Source organism: Hydrosulfovibrio ferrireducens, from assembly GCF_046883345.1.
GTDB classification, from domain to species: Bacteria; Desulfobacterota; Desulfobulbia; order Desulfobulbales; family Desulfurivibrionaceae; genus Thiovibrio; species Thiovibrio ferrireducens.
Genome location: NZ_JALKCW010000010.1, coordinates 47,958 through 66,786, shown reverse-complemented (window position 1 = coordinate 66,786; position 18,829 = coordinate 47,958). Strand labels below are relative to the sequence as shown.

18 protein-coding genes are annotated in these 18,829 nt (G+C 47.4%); all 18 read right to left on the bottom strand.

The features are described from left to right. Positions 1-53: 53 nt before the first annotated feature. Positions 54-1,007, bottom strand: coding sequence for a UDP-glucose 4-epimerase family protein (locus MWR57_RS03805; protein WP_423123459.1), 954 nt, complete (start codon positions 1,005-1,007; stop codon positions 54-56). Positions 1,008-1,046: 39 nt separating this feature from the next. After that, positions 1,047-2,159 (bottom strand): glycosyltransferase family 4 protein, encoded by a 1,113-nt coding sequence (locus tag MWR57_RS03800; RefSeq protein ID WP_423123458.1) that lies wholly within the window; start codon positions 2,157-2,159, stop codon positions 1,047-1,049. 131 nt (positions 2,160-2,290) lie between these two features. Continuing rightward, on the bottom strand, positions 2,291-3,421 hold the full coding sequence (gene wecB, locus MWR57_RS03795; RefSeq protein WP_479723941.1) for a non-hydrolyzing UDP-N-acetylglucosamine 2-epimerase: 1,131 nt from the start codon (positions 3,419-3,421) through the stop codon (positions 2,291-2,293). 1 nt (position 3,422) lies between these two features. Continuing rightward, the gene (gene wbjC / locus MWR57_RS03790) at positions 3,423-4,529 is read right to left on the bottom strand and encodes a UDP-2-acetamido-2,6-beta-L-arabino-hexul-4-ose reductase (protein WP_423123456.1); all 1,107 of its coding nucleotides are present in this window, start codon (positions 4,527-4,529) and stop codon (positions 3,423-3,425) included. 1 nt (position 4,530) lies between these two features. Next, positions 4,531-5,559 (bottom strand): polysaccharide biosynthesis protein, encoded by a 1,029-nt coding sequence (locus MWR57_RS03785; protein ID WP_423123455.1) that lies wholly within the window; start codon positions 5,557-5,559, stop codon positions 4,531-4,533. A gap of 78 nt (positions 5,560-5,637) precedes the next feature. Further along, positions 5,638-6,834 carry an oligosaccharide repeat unit polymerase gene (locus MWR57_RS03780; RefSeq protein WP_423123454.1) on the bottom strand — a complete coding sequence of 399 codons (1,197 nt, stop codon included), beginning with the start codon at positions 6,832-6,834 and terminating at the stop codon, positions 5,638-5,640. A 39-nt stretch (positions 6,835-6,873) separates the two neighbouring features. Continuing rightward, complete coding sequence (locus MWR57_RS03775) at positions 6,874-8,217, bottom strand: hypothetical protein (protein WP_423123453.1); 1,344 nt, start codon at positions 8,215-8,217, stop codon at positions 6,874-6,876. After that, on the bottom strand, positions 8,218-9,177 hold the full coding sequence (locus MWR57_RS03770) for a glycosyltransferase family 2 protein (RefSeq protein WP_423123452.1): 960 nt from the start codon (positions 9,175-9,177) through the stop codon (positions 8,218-8,220). Next, positions 9,170-10,300 carry a DegT/DnrJ/EryC1/StrS family aminotransferase gene (locus MWR57_RS03765; RefSeq protein WP_423123451.1) on the bottom strand — a complete coding sequence of 377 codons (1,131 nt, stop codon included), beginning with the start codon at positions 10,298-10,300 and terminating at the stop codon, positions 9,170-9,172. The genes MWR57_RS03770 and MWR57_RS03765 overlap by 8 nt, the downstream gene beginning before the upstream one ends. 51 nt (positions 10,301-10,351) lie before the next feature. Next, positions 10,352-11,623: a glycosyltransferase family protein gene (locus MWR57_RS03760; RefSeq protein ID WP_423123450.1), complete on the bottom strand. Its 1,272-nt coding sequence runs from the start codon at positions 11,621-11,623 to the stop codon at positions 10,352-10,354. Then, positions 11,610-12,665 carry a sulfotransferase family protein gene (locus MWR57_RS03755; protein WP_423123449.1) on the bottom strand — a complete coding sequence of 352 codons (1,056 nt, stop codon included), beginning with the start codon at positions 12,663-12,665 and terminating at the stop codon, positions 11,610-11,612. Before MWR57_RS03755 ends, MWR57_RS03760 begins: the two co-directional genes overlap by 14 nt. Before the next feature lie 26 nt (positions 12,666-12,691). Then, the gene (locus tag MWR57_RS03750) at positions 12,692-13,132 is read right to left on the bottom strand and encodes a dTDP-4-dehydrorhamnose 3,5-epimerase family protein (RefSeq protein ID WP_423123448.1); all 441 of its coding nucleotides are present in this window, start codon (positions 13,130-13,132) and stop codon (positions 12,692-12,694) included. Beyond that, entirely contained in the window at positions 13,117-14,220 is a 1,104-nt protein-coding gene (gene rfbG, locus MWR57_RS03745; RefSeq protein WP_423123618.1) for a CDP-glucose 4,6-dehydratase, read from the bottom strand. Before rfbG ends, MWR57_RS03750 begins: the two co-directional genes overlap by 16 nt. Next, positions 14,220-14,990 (bottom strand): glucose-1-phosphate cytidylyltransferase, encoded by a 771-nt coding sequence (gene rfbF / locus MWR57_RS03740; RefSeq protein WP_423123447.1) that lies wholly within the window; start codon positions 14,988-14,990, stop codon positions 14,220-14,222. Before rfbF ends, rfbG begins: the two co-directional genes overlap by 1 nt. Before the next feature lie 13 nt (positions 14,991-15,003). Beyond that, entirely contained in the window at positions 15,004-16,101 is a 1,098-nt protein-coding gene (locus MWR57_RS03735; protein WP_423123446.1) for a DegT/DnrJ/EryC1/StrS family aminotransferase, read from the bottom strand. Further along, positions 16,098-17,018: a WxcM-like domain-containing protein gene (locus MWR57_RS03730; protein ID WP_423123445.1), complete on the bottom strand. Its 921-nt coding sequence runs from the start codon at positions 17,016-17,018 to the stop codon at positions 16,098-16,100. The genes MWR57_RS03735 and MWR57_RS03730 overlap by 4 nt, the downstream gene beginning before the upstream one ends. Before the next feature lie 3 nt (positions 17,019-17,021). Then, positions 17,022-18,104 carry an AroB-related putative sugar phosphate phospholyase (cyclizing) gene (locus MWR57_RS03725; RefSeq protein WP_423123444.1) on the bottom strand — a complete coding sequence of 361 codons (1,083 nt, stop codon included), beginning with the start codon at positions 18,102-18,104 and terminating at the stop codon, positions 17,022-17,024. Further along, complete coding sequence (locus tag MWR57_RS03720) at positions 18,097-18,828, bottom strand: SDR family NAD(P)-dependent oxidoreductase (RefSeq protein WP_423123443.1); 732 nt, start codon at positions 18,826-18,828, stop codon at positions 18,097-18,099. The genes MWR57_RS03725 and MWR57_RS03720 overlap by 8 nt, the downstream gene beginning before the upstream one ends. Position 18,829 lies beyond the last annotated feature (1 nt).

The window sequence follows — 18,829 nt, the reverse complement described above, 5'->3', positions numbered from 1 at the left end:
TTTCGTGATCACCCTGTTAATTTCTTCTCAACTCTCTTATCAATAATGGTGGATCACAAACCATGTAAAAATTTCCTCGCAGTCCTGCGCAAGCCCTCATCCACACTGATGGGTGGATTCCACCCGAGCAACATCCGCGTCTTGGAAATATCCACCTGCAAGGATCCGCACAGCCGCTGAGCCATATCGTGCCTGCCCAACAACGCAGCCCCAGCTTCCAGCAATGCCGAGGGCACCGGTATCAAGCGTGCTGGTCGCCCCAGAGCCAACCCCATGCGACGTAACAGTTCCGTGGTGGAAAGATCTTCACCATCGGAGACCAGAAAAGTCTGATTAGCTGCGGCAAGGTGATCGAGGCAAGTAATGATCAAATCCACGAGATTATCCAGCGCCACTAAGCTGCGTTTGTTGTGTATTGCTCCCAATGGCAACGGAAGGCGTTTCGATAAGACTTGTAAGAGTCGCCCAAAATTACCCGGCGCGTGAGCCCCATAAACCAGGGGCGGCCTAATAACCACCACCTCCAAACCGGTTTCAACCGCCAACTGCCGCAAACCTTGCTCTGCTTCATACTTGCTGAGGCTGTATGGATCATGCGGAACAGGCAAATCGTCAGTAGTAATTTTTTGACCAAAACGCGTGGATTTTCCATTAACGCCAATGGAGCTAAGAAAAATAAAACGCCGAACCCCCGCAGTTGCTGCTTGATAGGCTAGATTCAATGTCCCGCTTACATTAGTACGCCGAAAAGCTTCAAGTGGGTTGGCCGCAGTTTCATTAATGATGTGAGTTCGAGCGGCGGTATGAATTACTACTTCGACATCGGATAAATACGGCTTCCAATCTGTTAATGAATTAATTTCACCAACAACTGCCAACTTGCCCAGCACACCTGATACAACAGGACGGCGAACCGCTCCGACAACATCGTACCCCATTTTTTCGATCAGGGTATTAATTAACTCTGTTGCGACAAAGCCGTTACTCCCGGTTACAAGTATGCGCATTGTTTCAATTAATGTGAATCATGGCAAAATTCGTTCATCTCAGCCGCAAAGTAACTCAGAAACAGCACGATTATATTTTTCAAGAGCAATGTCATCAGAGTATTTCTCAACAAGGGCTCTTCGAGGGCGACCCCTATATGTTGTCAAATCAAGAGAACAAATATGGTCAATCATTGAAGACAACGCACTCGGGTCGTCTGGTTTACACCACCAACCAACTTTGTCTTCCTCAACAACCTTGCCTATTTCTGAGCCAAAATCAGAAACAACAAGCAATGGCCTGTCTGCTGCGAGAGAAAAATACGCCTTACTAGGAACCCCAAGACCAAACATTCCGCGCGCAAGCGTCACAATTGCCACGTCGCATGCTGCAAGCCCCCTTTCCCGATCCTCAATTGGGGGCGATTCGGAATATGCAACTGACAGTCTAGGATTATTTTTGATAAAGCTCTTTATGACTGGAGTCATCACGCCATTGCCAATGAAAAGAAACGATGCTTTCGGGTGCTTAACGCGTTCAATAGCGGAAAGAATATTCTCAATACCCTGCACTCGGCCCATATTGCCAAAGAACTGAAAGACGATTTGTTTCTGCCAACTTAGATCTCGAATGATCAACGCTTTCTCTTTTGGAAGCACCGCGATATCACTGGGGCGAACCCAGTTTTGGATAAGTTTGATTCGGCTTGAAGAGCCTATCTTTTCATTGATCAAACCCGCCATGTCCCGACCGATGACAACAATTGTATTTGCAGATCCGTATGCCCAATCTGAATACTTCTTCAGAAGAAGATACGAAATGTTGTTTTTCGATAATATTTTTGCAGGGATCAAGTTTTCAGGGAAGACATCATGAACTACAAGCAGCCAACTAAAAGGCGTAACTTTCCTTAGGATTGGCATGAGGAGAACAAATAAGGCCGGATTCGTTCCACTAATAACCACATCGCCTTTATTGGCATACCTAAGGAGATATAGACAAAATCGTATAGCCTTTAACAGTTGGCCAAATATTCTAAGCAAAAGCTTTCTATTAGAAAATTTTTCATTTCTGACAAAGTAGAATTTGACTTGCCCAAGGGCCTCGAAACAATTTTCATTGTCTTGTTTTGGACAAATTACAGATAGAGAGCCAAAGTTTCTAGCCAACATTCGTATGATGTCGTTCCAATAATATCCCGTGGAATTATCGTTACGACTAACGTACTCGGACAAAAGAAAAATCTGTTGCATTTCAGATTAGCTCTATCTCTCTAATCGGGAGTCTTGAAAATGCCGAGGATTCAAAACTTCCTCCAAACCACCCGGTTCACATAATCGGTATAACTGTGGAGCAGACGAACCACCTTATCAGAAACATTTGGCATTGAATAATCGACCACTTGGCGTAACCCTCGCTTCGTATCTCGTGGTTGAGTTTCCAGAATTCTCAGCGCTTGCATTACTCGATCCACCTCCAAGCCTACCATCATCACGGCCGCTTCTTCCATCCCTTCTGGACGCTCATGCGCCTCGCGCAGATTAAGTGCCGGGAAATTGAGAATGGAAGACTCCTCATTAATGGTGCCACTGTCGGACAACGTCGCCTTTGCAGTGAATTGCAGTTTGTTGTAGTCCTTAAAACCCAGCGGTTTCAACAATCGCACATGGTCATTGAACTTGACCTCGACCGCATCTATTCGCTTTTGCGTGCGAGGGTGAGTCGAAACGATAACAGGCAAGTCGTAGGCTTCGGCGATTCCGTTCAGCACACTGACCAACTTGCCAAAATTCTTCTCGGAATCGATATTCTCTTCTCGATGTGCGCTCACGACAAAAAACTGCCCTTCGGCCAACCCCAAACGCTCCAAGATATCCGAGGCATTGATACCGGCACGGTAATATGTCAGCACCTCATTCATCGGGCTGCCCGTCTTGATGATCATGTCGGGCGACAGACCCTCGCGCAGAAGGTAGTCCCGGGCAATCGTGCTGTAGGGCAAATTTATGTCTGACGTATGGTCAACGATGCGACGGTTGATCTCCTCAGGCACCCGCATGTCAAAACAGCGGTTCCCGGCCTCCATGTGAAAGATTGGAATCTTCCGACGTTTAGCGGGCAATACGGCCATACAACTATTGGTATCACCCAGCACCAGCATCGCATCCGGCTTTTCCTCTGCCAGAACGCTGTCTACTGCAATAATTACCTTGCCGATGGTCTCAGCACTGTTGGTGCCTGCTGCATTCAGAAAATGGTCGGGTTTGCGAATGCCCAGATCATCAAAAAAAATCTGGTTCAGCTCGTAGTCATAGTTCTGACCTGTGTGAACAAGCACATGCTCACAATGCTCATCCAACCGCGCTAACACACGTGAAAGACGAATGATTTCCGGTCGGGTGCCAACCACGGTCATGACTTTAAGTTTTTTCATATCAAACCTTGCAGACAATCGTGTCGGGGCGCTCATGATCGAAAATTTCGTTGGCCCAAAGCAGCACCACTATTTCGTCCTCACCAACATTGGTGATGTCGTGCGTCCAGCCAGGCACGCTTTCAACCACCTGAGGCTTGTCGCCCGAAGCAATCAATTCGTAAGTCTCATTCGTTCCGATATGGCGAAACCCAAAACGGGCAGAGCCTTTGACGACCAAAAACTTCTCAGTCTTGGTGTGGTGGTAGTGGCCACCACGGGTTACGCCAGGATGCGCCGTGAAGAATGAAAACTGACCACAATCAGGTGTTTTAAGCATTTCCACGAACACGCCACGGTCATCGCCGTGCGTTGGCAAATCGTAGGCAAACTTGGCAGTCGGCAGGTAGCTGACAAAAGTGGAATAAAGCGCACGGGTTAAGCCTGTCCCTACCCGTTCAGAGATTAGGCTCGCTCGGCTGTTCTTGAAAGCGTGTATTTGAGCAGCCAAATTACCAAGCGTAATCTCGTACTCCGGTTCGACCTTTCCCCACTTGATTCCGTCAGCCATGTTTGCCAACGAAATCCGAAACTCGTTCACCACATCATCTACATAGACCAACCGCACTGTTGATGCGGGGGCATTAATTTGAATCGGTAAATCATTCGCAATGTTGTGGCAAAAGGTAGCAACCACCGAATTGTAGTTTGGCTTGCACCACTTGCCGAAGACTCCCGGCAAACGATAGATTACAACAGGGTTGCCTGTCTCGCTGGCAAGTTGCTCGACAATTTGCTCGGCGGCTCGCTTGCTTTGCCCATAGGGGTTGTCCAGTTCGGCTTGTGTCGACGACGCCAAAATGAATGGAATCTTTCGACCGGTGGCTCGTATGTTGTCGCAGAGCACTTTGGTCAAGTCGACGTTAACCAGCACAAAATCGGCCACGTCCCCAGGCCGATTTTGGCCAGCCAGATGCACGACTGTGTCCGCCCGTGCAACCAACGCCGACAGCGTATCCAAAGTATCGCCTCGGGCGAATTGCAGAACTTCTGTGTCCGCCTGTTCACCAAGCTGGGCAACCAGGTTTTTCCCAATAAATCCGCGACAACCGGTGACTAATACCCGCATCTCACTCTTCCGGTTGGACATGCTCGCCGCGCGTTATGGCTTGCATAAAGGAAAGCTTCATCAGCAACGCCTTCATTCCTTCGACATCCAGCCGTATCGTATTGTGCGAGTTGTAATCTAGCGCCTCGGAAATCTTTATTTCACCTTGCTCAACAAACTTGCCATAGTTTAAATCCCGCAAGTCAGGAGGAACACGGTAATACCCTCCCAAATCTCCGGCAGCAACCATTTCCTCGCGACTGAGCAGCGCTTCGTACAATTTTTCGCCATGGCGTGTCCCGATGATCCGAATTTCATGGTTTGGAACCCCCATTAGCTCTGTCAATGCCTTCGCCAAGGTTTCTATGGTGGCGGCAGGGGCTTTTTGCACAAAAATATCACCGGGCTTGCCGTTGTTGAAGGCATATAGTACCAGATCGACTGCGTCATCAAGGGTCATCATGAAGCGCGTCATATTCGGGTCGGTAATGGTAATAGGGTTCCCCGCTCGAATCTGATCCACGAAAAGCGGAATCACAGATCCACGGGATGCCATCACATTGCCGTATCGCGTTGTACAAATTACGGTTGATTCACTGTTTCGCGACTTGGCAACGATGACCTTCTCCATCATCGCTTTAGAAATCCCCATCGCATTAATTGGATAAACAGCCTTATCCGTGCTAAGGCATACCACCCGCTTTACAGCACAAGAAATCGCCGCTTCAAGGACATTCTCCGTGCCCAGAATGTTTGTCTTTACCGCCTCAAGGGGATGAAACTCACAGGAAGGAACTTGCTTCAAAGCTGCCGCATGGTAAATGTAATCTACCCCCCGGACGGCATTCAGTAACGACTGAAAATCCCTAACATCACCAATGTAAAATTTCAGCTTGGCGCTGTGATAGCGCTTTCGCATATCATCCTGCTTCTTCTCGTCCCGACTCAGGATACGAATTTCTTCAAGCTCCGAATCCAGGAATCGCCTTAAAACCGCGTTCCCAAAAGAGCCGGTACCGCCGGTAATCAAAAGGGTTTTTTTATTAAACATATTGTGCTTCCATATAATGAAGAATGCTCTAACTAAAGCGGTTTCTACCTTTTTTTCACACGGGCATATCTTGCGAAATTACGCGTGAGGGCGAACAACACGGGTGAGCTTCGTTGACCTTATGACATATAATCGCACCCCAAAAGTAATCACGGGAAACAACAAAACACCAAGCGTAATGAAGTAATTATAAAAAAAACTTAATGCTATAGACGCAAAAAGGGGAGAATAAATTAAACTATAAAATATATCACCTCGCATCGCTTGCAAGTGCACCCACGATACAAAGAATTGTATTACAAAAACTAAAAATCCAGCGACCATAATTCCATAATCCGCAATAAACGGCGAATAGAACGTAGTCGCATTGTGACTTTCCCTTCTAAGAGCAATTGGATACCGGTTCGGGACGTGAATCTGGTCACGCAAGATCGTAGGAAGAACCGTTTGAAGTGTATAATAAGGAAAATTATTCGGAACGATACCTTTATTTACTGCATAGTATAAATTACTAACTGGAGTAGTCAGATATAAATAAGTGGTTGTAAACCCATACGGTAGCTTGTTAAGTACGGATGTGTACTTTTGGATCGCCTCCCCACCCGAACCATTTGGCGTTCGGATCTGCTCCACGATACCAAAAAGAATAACAAGTATCGGTATAACGACTGCTATAGCTGCGATATGTTTTATTCGCAAAGGGCGTAGCAATAAGATAATCGCTACCCCGTGCAATACGAGATAAATAGTATTCGCCCTCGCAAATTCTAAAAGTGATGTCGTTAGAAGAATCACCGCTATGACTAAAGCTCTTTTTTCTTTGACTTTCAACCATAGAACAATTGATAGACAGAAAATAAATGCGCGGATCATATTGGCAAAACCGGACAACGTTGGAACGCCGAAGTCAGTATAAGATTTATTGATGTGCGCCATTCTCCACAGAATAGGGACACCACCGCTTTTGTACACAACAAATGAAAACAAAAAACACCACAAAAGAAACAGAAAAAAGTTGGCGAGTGACAGTTTATCTATTTGCGATTGGCTCAAATGAACATCACGCTGCTGTGCTAAACTGGGGAATTTGTCCATTCCATAATTGACAAATTTATATGCTACAAAAAACGAAGCTATGTTTACAGTGATTAAGCTGGTAACAAAAACTGACTCATCGAACCCCATGTAATATAAATCTGCATAAGCCAATATCGTTACCGATAACCATACACACGCAAAAAATATGTCAGGCCTGCTCAAATTAATTTCTTTCATTTGGGGGGCCTAAGTAAGTTGTATATTTTCACACTCGCTCTAATCATGGCGCGTCTCCAATAATGTGGCAACGGAGCAAGACAGCGCATAGCGTTTACCATGCGACTGCCTCCAGATCAAGTACCCCCGCATCCAGTAAAAGATGATAGTTTTTAACATAATCGCAATTGGTCCAGTATAAACTGGATTGCCAATCGCAATGAAATCCACTCCCACCACAGCCAATGATACTGCCGCGTAAGGACGCCAAATCAACGAGTTAAAAGAAACGACTATCCAAGCCAAAATAGCAAGGTCCCCTAAGAAAAGAGGCAATGCGAATATTCCAAATTTGTGAATGATATTGGCATATGAACTTTCGAAACCGTACCCCGCTGAATCACGGGCATATCCGGAACGCAACACCGCTCCCGATCCACTCCCAAATATCGAAAACTCATTGTATAGCTTATGCGTCTGCTCAATTCGGCTATCCGATAATAAAACTTTCACACTAAATGACTTACTTGTTGGATCGGTCGCGACTACGCTTGTTGAATAAGCGTTTAAAACAAGATACGATGTAAGCCAAGCTGTAGCCACGAAAGGTATTAAGATAGAGCAACTCGCCATAACTACCTGCTGAGCATTCATCCGCGGCAGAGCTCTATATATTGCCACTGCGAAGCACACTAATATTAGCAGAAATGCTACGGATAATGCCTTTGACTGCATTGGGACAAGCAATAAAAATGACAACGTATACAAATAGAGTACCCGCAGGACGTTTCGTGCTTCAGTATTTCGCCAAGATTGTTGTGAAAATAATCCTGAAAGTACTAGGCAAATCGGGACGATCAACAATACAACAGACTCAGAAAAATATGATCGAGTCGAAAGTTGCGCAAAATATGACACGCCATAAAAATATTTGCTAAACAATTTATCAAAGAGAAAGAACGAAGCTACAACAATCGCAGTTACCCAGGCCGCGAATATTAAACACTCGAGCAGTGCCCTTCGAGAAGACCTTACTAAGATAAAAATAAAATACAGCACACATACCAATATGCCGGCATTGTTCCGCAATATATTTTGATATGGGTTCGAATTTATCATGCCCCAGATCACACCATACCCCCACACACCGAGCTGCGTAGCGGGTAAAATGTCAAACAGACAAAACAACTTACCACGATCATTGCTAGATTGTGGTTTCCAAAATATCATAAAGAAATACAAGCAGATCGCCGTTACAAATGACACATAACTGATTACATTATTGGGGGCAGAGGCACTCGTCGCACCAAAGGTTCCTATAAGCACTCCCCAAGTCGACAGTAATAGCCATTTGTCTTTCGTGTCACGCCATCGCCGAATAAACTTTGGAAAACACTGCGGCATTTATTTCACACGACCAGAATTTACAGACGTGTATCCGAATATCCTCGGCAAAACACGACGTTTCAGGAAATTGCCGTGAATTATACCCCAAAAGCTCGGCACATAAAGCCCAAACAATAGCAGTCGATAGCGGAAGTTGACCGCAGCAATGCCTGCCATAACTTTTCGTGCTTCCGCGACGCGTCCCTCTGACATAAGGTAACGCGCCTTGTAGTAATCACCACGCGCGTAGGCTTCACGAAACGCCGCCGGGTAGAGTCGGTCGATTCCAGGATTTTCTCGCTTAAGCTGGTCGAGAGTGTAGTAACGCTCAATTGACCATTTTGCGATCTGGCGGTCTGTCAGACTTCCCGGGGATATGCGCCACGCACCAAGAATATTGGGGAGCGAAAGAACAGAACCCTTCGCCGCAAGACGAACAAAGAGGTTATACTCTTCTGATGCGGTGATATTTTCGTCGAAATTGAGTCCGAAGCGCTTTAAAACTGCAAGTCGCAGCATGGGTGTAACCATATTAACGTCGAACTGTTGGAGCAACTGCTCCAATGCGTTGCCGGAGAAATGATGCGGTATGACTTCCCGAATGATAGTTCCATCCGGCTCAATTTCGCGTATGCCTGCATAGCAAAGAACATGATCTGTTCCCGCCAGAGCGCTGATCTGGGTCTCCAGCTTCTCTGGATACCAGTAGTCATCGCAGTCCAGAAACGCTACCCATTCACCGGCAGCCTGTTCAACTGCTTGCCGCCGTGCGGCCCCCAAAGTGAGCATGGTGGAACTTCTGAAATACCGTAGACGCTCCCTATAACTTGCGGCAATCACCGGGGTTTGGTCTGTCGAGGCATTGTCCCAGAATATGATTTCCCAGTCGTCAAACGTCTGGGCGTAAACGGAATCTATCGCTTCACGGAGATATTCCTCCCCGTTATAACAATTCATAATCACCGAGACTTTAGGCATTAGATTTATCTTCCAAAGATGATTTCAACACATCGACGACTCGACATTGTTCTTGGTCCGTTAGCATTGCGTGTAAGGGAAGAGACAATAATTGACTCATCAGTAATTCGGACACCGGTAACGCATAGCCTTGGTTGAAGTAGGCCAGCAGATGATTGGGTTGATAGTGAATACCACATTCGATTTTCGCATCACGAAGCGCTTGCATCGCGGTATCCCTTCGGCCATTGGTAACGCGGATCACAAAAATGTGCGGAACAATGTCATCATCACTCAATGTTAGCAACTCAACACCAGACTGACCTGCCAAAAATTCACGGTAACGGATGGCTGCAGTGCGTCGATGTTCCGAAAATCGACCAATTTTTTTGAGTTGCTCACGGCCTATCGCAGCCATCAAATTACTCATATGGTAACGATATCCCCTGCGGTTAACATCGAACACCCAACTACGCTGGCCGGTGTAACGCTTTTCGGTATCTTTTTCGACACCAAGCAGTCGTGCATCGCGAATGCGGCTTGCCAGCTCCAAATCACCCGTGATTACTGCACCGCCTTCCCCTGAGGTAATGTTTTTTATACCATCAAAACTAAAACAAAGCACATCCCCCGTAGCGCCAATTTTCTTTGCATTTCGCTTGCAGCCAAATGCATGGGCAGCGTCTTCGATGACCCGAATACCATGACGCTCTGCAAACTCATAAACGCCCGACATTTCCGTACTGTCACTGGCGTAATGGACCGGCATTATGGCCCTAGTCTTCTCGGTCACACGACGCTCCGCATCTTGCAGATCGATAAATACCCGCTCAGGGGTTACATCGCATGCAACGGGCGTTGCGCCAGACGCGGCAATCGCCTGAAAGGATGCGAGATAAGTTATGCTCGGGACCAGCACTTCATGCCCGGCTCCTATATCCAGCCCTTCTAAGGACAAATGCAAAGCGGCGGTTCCGGTGTTAACGCAAATCACCTCGTACGGAGTCGCAAGATAGGCCTTAATCTCCTGTTCGAAACATTGCACCTCGCTCCCCATACCGAGAAATCCAGCCTCAATGACTCGCGCAAGGGCGGCAATTTCTTCGTTGCCGACGCAGGATCTGGAAAGACGAATCGGGTCCATTACATTATCCGCAATCATGGATTAATTTATGTTTCGAGAAAATTTCAAGAATCATTTGGCTACCAGTTTTTTTCTGGTTCTGTCGAATACTGAATAAACGAATCCACGCCCCAGAATTCGGGCGCCTTCAATTTCTTGCCATAAACAACGACTCTCGCCCACGATGTTGAGCAGCCGATTTGCGATTTTCGCAAGATCATGATTGGTGTCAACATATGAACGAGCAGCGGCGCTTAACGAGGAATGCGTGAGGAGAAGTTCCTGGACGCGAGCAGCCATCGAATCTGTTCCACCATTAAGGTGCACCGATCCGATCAAGTCGCCGAGCGTATAACCTTTCCGCTCGTGCAGCCACTGGAACAGATAGCTTGTCGGCACCTTCTTGTACGAGCAGTCCAGAAGAATCGTAGGTATGCCCAATTTTGCACCATCCAGGGCACACGTACCCATGGCCAGAAGCAGATCAAAATGTTCCAAAAGATATCGATCAAGTTCCCCAGGCGAAATATGCTCGACAAAGTCTATTGATATGTTTTCCAGCCGCTTTGCATCGAGTTTTAAGCGATCAGCAAATTCACCCGTTCCGACAATAGTCACGGAGATTGACACGCCACAGCTCGGCTGGAGAAGATTGAGCTCAATCAATGCGCGCTTCAAGACGTGGTACTTGAAATCGACCACACGCCCGACCCAGCCGACCCGAATACCACTCACTCGGAAGTCTCTTCCATTAACAACTGCAGATTCAACCGGGACCTCCGGCGGAGAAGCGGGAATCGGCAGATATACCGGCGCAGCTATCTTTAACCCCAAATATCCTTCTGTAGTTTGGTGATTGGTAGAATCCATAAAAACCAAAGACCGTTGCTTTATCAATAGATTGATTAAGCGAAAGATTTTTAGTTTATACCCAATCAACAATGTATCGAGCATCAGGCGACCGAACCAAAGATGACTTTGCATAACTTGTCGCACCCCCGGCAGGGTAGGCACCAGATTAAATGGATGACAGTTCCAAAACAGTACGCGGGTTTCTTTGGCGAGACGCAATGACGGGTAGATGGACCACGGCGTCATTGATTGAAAAATGGCGACGGCACCGGCCGGAATATCCACAGCGGCATCATCGGTATAGGGGAGCAATCGAGCCAACCCGTCTCGCCGATGGCTCGCCATAAAGCCGTCCGGATAGTCCACCAGATAAGATCTTGCCATGCCGTTCTCGGCAAAAAATTCCGCTAACCGGAGGAATAACAGCGAGACACCACCCACCCCTCGGTACGGGAATATGAAATAAATATTGGGGATCTCAGTCGGAGACAAGGAATTCCTCAAGTTGAGCTTCGATAAAGCGAAGTTCCGTATGCTTGCTGTATTTACGCCAGACACCGACATTTTCCCGGCTTCGGGTGGGATCGAAATTAAGGCGTGGACTGACGTGCTTTTCTGGCGGAAGATCTAAAAAGGCAAGAACTCTCGCAACTACGGATTCATAATCAAGCACCAGGTCTTCAAAACGCAACCGTAGCACCCGCTTGTCCGTGCCCTGAAAAAGATGCTGATGATATAAACGGTATCGACGTACAAACAGCTCGATGTCGTCTGCCGCCAAAAATGATTTGTTAAGCCCGTCGTTATCGAAAGCGAACAACTTTTTGTCGGCCGCGTTTGCATGGTGATTGTTCTGACCCGAGACATATACATCTCGCGGATCTCGAGTAACGACAATTTGTCTAGACCCATCCAGCATGTCAAGAAATGGCACCGGGTTGAACGGTTCAAAGCCATTGTTGAGTATCACCCGATTTATATTCTTGGGTACCACCTTCTGGAAGAGTTGCGTCAAATAAGCGTAGGCTTGTTTATCAAAGTCGGTGCCGTCCAGCAGAAACACCTCCCGCAGCAATTTGCGGCGCCCGCCAAGCCGACGGATAAATTTACGCATAAAAACCTGGACCGGTGAACTGCACAAATCGTCATATGGCCACTCGGCGAAGTAACTGCCGATCACGAAGGACCGAGCGAAACTTTGGGTCAATCCCTGGAAGCTTTCAAAAAAATGTCGGTCATACCGCTGGCTGGTTGATTCTATCCACGCTGGCACATCCCACCATGCCCGGGGATTTCTCCCCATTCGGCTCGCCACTTTCAAAAAAGCCTTAAATGCAGCGTGGCTTCGTACCGGTGACCAATCCTCGAGCAGGGCATGACGCAGATCAAGCAAGCCGCCGCGGACCCGTAAGAAGTCGAATTCGAATTGAAAATTGGGAACAAAAATTCCGTCGAACTCGCGCAAAAGATCGACAGCAGCACTCTTCCCGCTGTTGCCGACGCCGGAAACATCGATGAAACCCAGATTGGTCATGAAAGAGGGATACTCATTGAAGGTATTTACCAAATAAAGGGAATGGCATCGAGATCAATATTATCGGCCTCAGTCGGGTCATGCTCCTCATTGCTGATATTCAACAGCAAATTGATTCCCTCATTCATCCCCTGAAAAGCCATCCAGAGACCGGGGGATACGGTGAGGCGAACATGATTCGCGCCCCCCAGGGTGACGTCGAGGAAACGCCCGGAGGTGAGGCTTTCCTGACGATCATCGTAAATGACAAAACGGATGGCACCCACCGGGACGACCACATTAAGGGTGGCATGCCGATGACGCTTCCATCCCTTAATAAGACCGGTGCGCACAATGGAAAAATATGCCTCGCCAAAGCCTGTATATCCCGGCCCCGAGCGTTTCATGGCATGCAGGATATCGCCTTTTGAATTCAGGATGCGTTTCTGTGGCGTGACAAGCACGCCTTCGATCAGCGGGTAGTCCATGCGCGGTTCCGCTCCTCGGCGAAGCGTTCGTAGGTGGCAATCTGCTCCAGGGTCAGGCTGTACATGTCGCCGTGCTCATGGTAATAGGCGTAGTACCACTCGCTGACCATTTGAATCATCTCTGGATAGCCGAGATTGGGTGCCCATTTGAGATGAAACAGGGCTTTGTCACAACACAGTTTAAGCAGGCCTGCCTCGTGGAACGGAATGTTACCGGTAACCCGGTAGGCATCCTCCGTGCGCAAAAAACCCCAATGGGCACCCAGATCGCTCAGCAGTTCAACTACTGTCCGGTTTTGCTCCGCGCGAGGGCCAAAGTTGAAAACACCACCGTGCAGATCACCCGTCCTGGCGAGCGCCGCACCAAGCGTCAAATAACCACTCAACGGTTCCAACACATGTTGCCAGGGCCGTGTGGCGCTCGGACTGCGGATTTCGACAGAACGGCCTTCACTCCAGGCGCGCATACAATCCACCACGATCCGGTCCTTAGCCCAATCGCCTCCGCCAATGACATTCCCCGCCCGGCCAACGCCGATGCGCACCGGGTGGTCTGGGGCCATAAAAAAGGAGTGCAGATAAGACTTGATGACCAGTTCAGCAGCGCCTTTGGAGCCGCTGTAGACATCCTTGCCCCCAAGCGCATCGGTTTCGCGATACCCCCACACCCATTCAACATTGTCGTAGCACTTGTCGCTGGTGATGAGCACTGCAATACAGGGATGATCGACCGTGCGCAGGGACTCCAGAACGTTCATCGTCCCGATGACGTTCGAAGTCATTGTCTCCGCCGGATCAACGTAAGAAACCGAGACAACGGCCTGGGCGGCTAAGTGAAATACAAAGTCAGGCCGTTCCTCACGAATAATGGCCTGCATCGCCGGCAAGTCGCGAATATCAGCCACACGGTGACAAATGCGTTGGGCGAGACCCATTTCGACGAACATAGCCGGGTTGGTCGGGACATCTTTTGATACACCGATGACTTCCGCCCCTAGCTTGAGCAACCAGGCAGTGAGCCAACTCCCTTTGAACCCTGTATGACCAGTGACAAGTACCCTCTTGCCTAAATAACATCCGTTGAACATCAATCTCTCCAAGCCTTCCATGGTGGATTTGATTGCCAAAGCTCCTCGAGGTGACTCCTGTCGCGGATGGTATCCATACACTGCCAAAAACCGTCGTGCCGGTAGGACATTAACTGCCCGTCACGAACAAGGTTCTCCATTGGCTCTGCTTCCAAAACAGTGGCGTCTCCATGAAGATATTCAAAGATCCCCGGCTCAAAGACAAAAAAACCGCCGTTGATCCACCCTTCTCCAGCCTGCGGTTTTTCCTTGAATTCGATCACCCGTTCACCGTCAAAGCACATGCCCCCGAAACGCGCGGTCGGGCGGACCGCCGTAACGGTTGCCAGTTTTCCGTGCGACTTATGAAATGCCACCAGTTTGTTAACATCCACTGAGCAGACGCCATCGCCATATGTCAGCATGAATGTGCTGTTGCCAACGTGATCCTGAAGTCGGTGAAGTCTACCGCCGGTCATACTGTTCGTACCTGTATCGACGAGATGAACCATCCAATCCCTGTTACAGTTTTTTTGGGCCGACACTTCACCGTTTTTAAGAGAGATAGTCAAATCACTCTGAAAGTTATAGTAATTAAGAAAATATTCCTTGATGTACTCTCCCTTGTAACCCAGGGCAATAACGAATTCCTTGAAGCCGTAGTGCCCATAGATATTCATAATATGCCAGAGGATTGGCTTACCACCGATCTCCACCATGGGCTTCGGCTTGATAGTTGTTTCTTCGCTTAGTCGCGAACCGAAACCGCCTGCCAGAATAACTGTTTTCATTCAATTACCTTTCTCAATAGCAATTACAAGCATCAATGACCGCCCGCACCTCGTCATCACTCATGCTTGGATCTATGGGCAAGCTCAGAACAGTCCGATGAATTTCTTCAGTAACAGGATAACTACGTACGTTCCATTCACCGTATGCTTGCTGTTTATGCGGAGGAACCGGATAATGGATTACCGTTCCAATAGCTTTATCTTTAAGATGCTGCTGAAAAACATCGCGTTGCTCTGTTCTAACAACAAAAAGATGCCATACATGAGATTCTGGGGATATGCTCTTCGGAAGATTCAGCTTTGGATTGCAGATTGATTCCAAATATTGCTTCGCAATTACACGGCGCCTCTGATTGTCATGGTCAAGGTACTGTATTTTGACTGACAGAATTGCAGCTTGCAGTTCATCAAGACGGCTATTGGCCCCTTTAAAGAGATTCTCGTATTTAACCTTCGACCCATAATTCCCCAAGGCCCGAATAGTGTGGGCAAGCTCCGCGTCATTGGTTGTTACCGCACCACCATCTCCGAGAGCGCCAAGGTTCTTGCCGGGATAAAAACTGAACCCACTCGCATCTCCGAGAGACCCAGCGCGTTTCCCTTGGGACAGCGCACCATGCGCCTGAGCCGAGTCCTCAATGACTTTGAGCCCATATTTGTCTGCCAACTTTTGCAGCTCATCGGAGTAGCCGATTTGCCCATACAGATGCACCACCATGATGGCTTTTGTGCGCGGGGAAATACTCTCTTCAATTTGCTTGATGTCGATATTAAAGGTATCTGGGTGCGGTTCCACCGGTACCGGAATAAGCCGATTGGCCGATACCGCCAGCATAGAAGCTATATATGTATTGGCTGGGACTATAACTTCATCCCCTTCACTCATAAGGCCAAGTTCCATATAGGCTTTAAAAATGAGCGTCAGGGCATCCAATCCGTTTGCCACACCAATAGCATGTGATACACCGCAATAGTCTGCAAATTTTTTTTCAAAAGCCCTTACTTCATTGCCAAGGATATACCATCCGGAGTCGAGTACTCGGATCATCGCGCTAACGATTTCGTCCCGATGCCGTGCATTAACGTTGCCAAGGTTCAAAAAAGGTATCATCCTGCCACCGCCTGCAAATATTCATCATAATCTCTAATGTAGTCAGCAGCAGAATATACATCAGAGGCCAGAACCATCAATACGGCATCAGGTGAATATTTATACTGAATTCCCCATATCATCGGGGGTAAATAAAGCCCTTGGGCTGGCGAGTTCAAAAGAAATTCCTGGCGGTGTTTACCGTCATCCACCACCACCGAACAACTCCCTTTAACGCAAACCAAGTATTGCTGCACCTGCTTATGGGCATGCTCACCACGTATTTCCTTACTTGGCACATCAAAAACAAGAAAATAGCGTTTGGGTACAAACGGTAAATATTGACCACATTCAGCAAAAGAAAGATTGCCACGCATATCTTCAATCAAAGGTAGATTATAAAATCTTACTCCCGGGACGACAGATTCTGCCTCACCGATTTGCTTCAGGTGGGAACTCCCCTGTTGATTGTTGACATTAACATAACCCTTAACTACCGCTGGGTTTCCCACAACAATGGCATTTGGGGGGACATCACGCGTAACCACCGCGCCAGCTCCAACCATCGCGTTTATTCCAATGGTAACACCAGCTAAAACAGTGGCATTTGCTCCAATGGAGGCTCCTTTACAGAGGAAGGTCTTAGTGTACTCTTCCGGATGTTGCTTACTTCTGGGAAAAAGATCATTGGTAAAAGTCGCATTGGGACCGATAAAAACATCATCTTCAATTCGCAAACCGTCCCATATCTGTACCCCACATTTTATCGTGACACGATCTCCAATCAGCACGTCGTTTTCGATAAAGACATGGTCGCAGATATTGCAGTCGGCGCCAATTCGTGCGCCTGACAGCACATGAGCAAAAGCCCAGATACGGGTGTTATCGCCGATGGCTTCTGATTCCACTAACGCCTGAGCATGCCTGAAGAAATTCACAATTTACTTCTCCGTATCAAATTGAAGTAATTTCGAGGTGAAATAAGATCGAATGCTTTCTTTCAATACATTATCAAATGGAACTTGTTTGCGCACCAGACGCCCCGGACCTTCAGAAAGGATACAGCCTAAGTTAGTACCAATATTTTTCTTATCTTTGGATAAAGCATCAAAATACAAATCCATGTTACAAGAATTGAAATCATAATCAGGAAAGTTGACCGATAATTGTGCGTGCATCTCATCAAACTGTTCCTGCGGCAGCAGACCAAATTTCAAGGAAAGGTAATTGGCCAAATCCATACCAACGGTCACTGCCTGTCCATGACGAACCCCATAGTCGGTAATGGTTTCCAAGGCATGTCCAAAAGTATGACCGTAGTTGAACTTGTTCCGCTCTCCCTTATCAAACTCATCGACCTCAATCACCGACTTCTTTATGGCAAGGCTCTCTTGCGTATATTCTCTTAGGAGTTTTCGATCTGCAAGAACATTATGGTAGTTTTTTATAAGTTTAGTGATTAATGGACTGTTTGAATAATAGTAAAAGTGGAGTATTTCGCCGATGCCTGATTGAATATCTCCTGCGGCAAGGGATTCCAGAAACTCAGAATCAATAAAAATCTGATCAGGAGGGTAAAAGTTTCCGAGAATATTTTTCTTAGTGCCAAGATTGATGGACGTCTTGCTGCCGATGCAACTGTCTCCCTGTGCCAGCAGAGTCGTAGGAAAGAATTTCCAGCCTATGCCGCGATAAAGGATGGATGCAATGAATGCAGTTATATCCTGAATGACTCCTCCCCCTAATGCGATTAATTTCTGATTGCGGCGCATCTTGGCATCAACAAGCAACTCAATTATTTCTTTACATTTTTCAATGGTTTTTGCGGTTTCTAATGCTTCGATGATCAGACAGCGCTCCTGCGTTACCGCGTTCAATATCCGATCCCGATAGAGGTCGAAAACCTTGCTGTCGCAGATGACAAAAGCTCCCTCGTCGGTTGCCTCTTTTAGCGGAACAGTGAAGTCGTTGACAAAGCTGACGCCATATTCTTTCCGGAGAGATTTAATCATGAAATCAGACATTTACAAACCCGCCATCTATAATTAGATTTTGCCCGGTGATGTAAGTGTTGAGGTCGCTTGCGAGGAACAAAACAGAACGGGAGATTTCTTCTGGCTGGGCAAAACGGCCCATTGGCACTTGTTCGGCCAGATGAACCATCTCCGCAGGGTCGAGAATACGCTGAGTCAATTCTGTCATAATGAATCCCGGCGAAACGGAATTCACGAGGATATTGTAAGGAGCGAGATCAAGGGCGCTTGATATGGTCAGGCCACGCAGTCCGAATTTTGACATGGAGTACAATGCCCGCTTTGCCTTGCTGATAACACCAAAAATAGAAGAAATATTAATAATTCTGCCGTAACGATTGGTTTTCATGATTCTGCTTACCGTGCGCGTGAGCAAAAAAGGCGCGTCGAGATTCACCGCCGAAATATCGTCCCAATCCTCAATGAGCGTTTCGTCAATAGGATTAATACGATTGATCCCAGCATTGTTAATACAAATATCAATACGTTCTATCTGTGACACGGAATCAAGGAAACGCTTCGTATTATTTCTGTCGGTGAAATCGACTGCTAAATATCGGTCCGCCCTATCCTGCATTTCCGCTGGGGGCTCAATAGAGCGGCCAGAAACATAGACATCAGCCCCCAACTTCAACAAATCATCAGCTATCTGTTTGCCGATTCCCTTTGTGCCGCCGGTCACCAGGGCTATCTTTCCGCTAAAATCGATCTTCATC

Excerpts from the sequence above, each read along its gene's own strand:
- rfbG (WP_423123618.1), bottom strand. The coding sequence starts at position 14,220 with ATGTTCAACGGATGTTATTTAGGCAAGAGGGTACTTGTCACTGGTCAT.
- MWR57_RS03785 (WP_423123455.1), bottom strand. The coding sequence starts at position 5,559 with ATGTTTAATAAAAAAACCCTTTTGATTACCGGCGGTACCGGCTCTTTT.
- MWR57_RS03770 (WP_423123452.1), bottom strand. The coding sequence starts at position 9,177 with ATGCCTAAAGTCTCGGTGATTATGAATTGTTATAACGGGGAGGAATAT.
- rfbF (WP_423123447.1), bottom strand. The coding sequence starts at position 14,990 with ATGAAAACAGTTATTCTGGCAGGCGGTTTCGGTTCGCGACTAAGCGAA.
- MWR57_RS03800 (WP_423123458.1), bottom strand. The coding sequence starts at position 2,159 with ATGTTGGCTAGAAACTTTGGCTCTCTATCTGTAATTTGTCCAAAACAA.
- MWR57_RS03755 (WP_423123449.1), bottom strand. The coding sequence starts at position 12,665 with ATGACCAATCTGGGTTTCATCGATGTTTCCGGCGTCGGCAACAGCGGG.
- MWR57_RS03775 (WP_423123453.1), bottom strand. The coding sequence starts at position 8,217 with ATGCCGCAGTGTTTTCCAAAGTTTATTCGGCGATGGCGTGACACGAAA.
- MWR57_RS03725 (WP_423123444.1), bottom strand. The coding sequence starts at position 18,104 with ATGTCTGATTTCATGATTAAATCTCTCCGGAAAGAATATGGCGTCAGC.
- MWR57_RS03720 (WP_423123443.1), bottom strand. The coding sequence starts at position 18,828 with ATGAAGATCGATTTTAGCGGAAAGATAGCCCTGGTGACCGGCGGCACA.
- MWR57_RS03805 (WP_423123459.1), bottom strand. The coding sequence starts at position 1,007 with ATGCGCATACTTGTAACCGGGAGTAACGGCTTTGTCGCAACAGAGTTA.
- MWR57_RS03735 (WP_423123446.1), bottom strand. The coding sequence starts at position 16,101 with ATGATACCTTTTTTGAACCTTGGCAACGTTAATGCACGGCATCGGGAC.
- MWR57_RS03750 (WP_423123448.1), bottom strand. The coding sequence starts at position 13,132 with ATGGACTACCCGCTGATCGAAGGCGTGCTTGTCACGCCACAGAAACGC.
- MWR57_RS03765 (WP_423123451.1), bottom strand. The coding sequence starts at position 10,300 with ATGGACCCGATTCGTCTTTCCAGATCCTGCGTCGGCAACGAAGAAATT.
- wecB (WP_479723941.1), bottom strand. The coding sequence starts at position 3,421 with ATGAAAAAACTTAAAGTCATGACCGTGGTTGGCACCCGACCGGAAATC.
- wbjC (WP_423123456.1), bottom strand. The coding sequence starts at position 4,529 with ATGCGGGTATTAGTCACCGGTTGTCGCGGATTTATTGGGAAAAACCTG.
- MWR57_RS03780 (WP_423123454.1), bottom strand. The coding sequence starts at position 6,834 with ATGAAAGAAATTAATTTGAGCAGGCCTGACATATTTTTTGCGTGTGTA.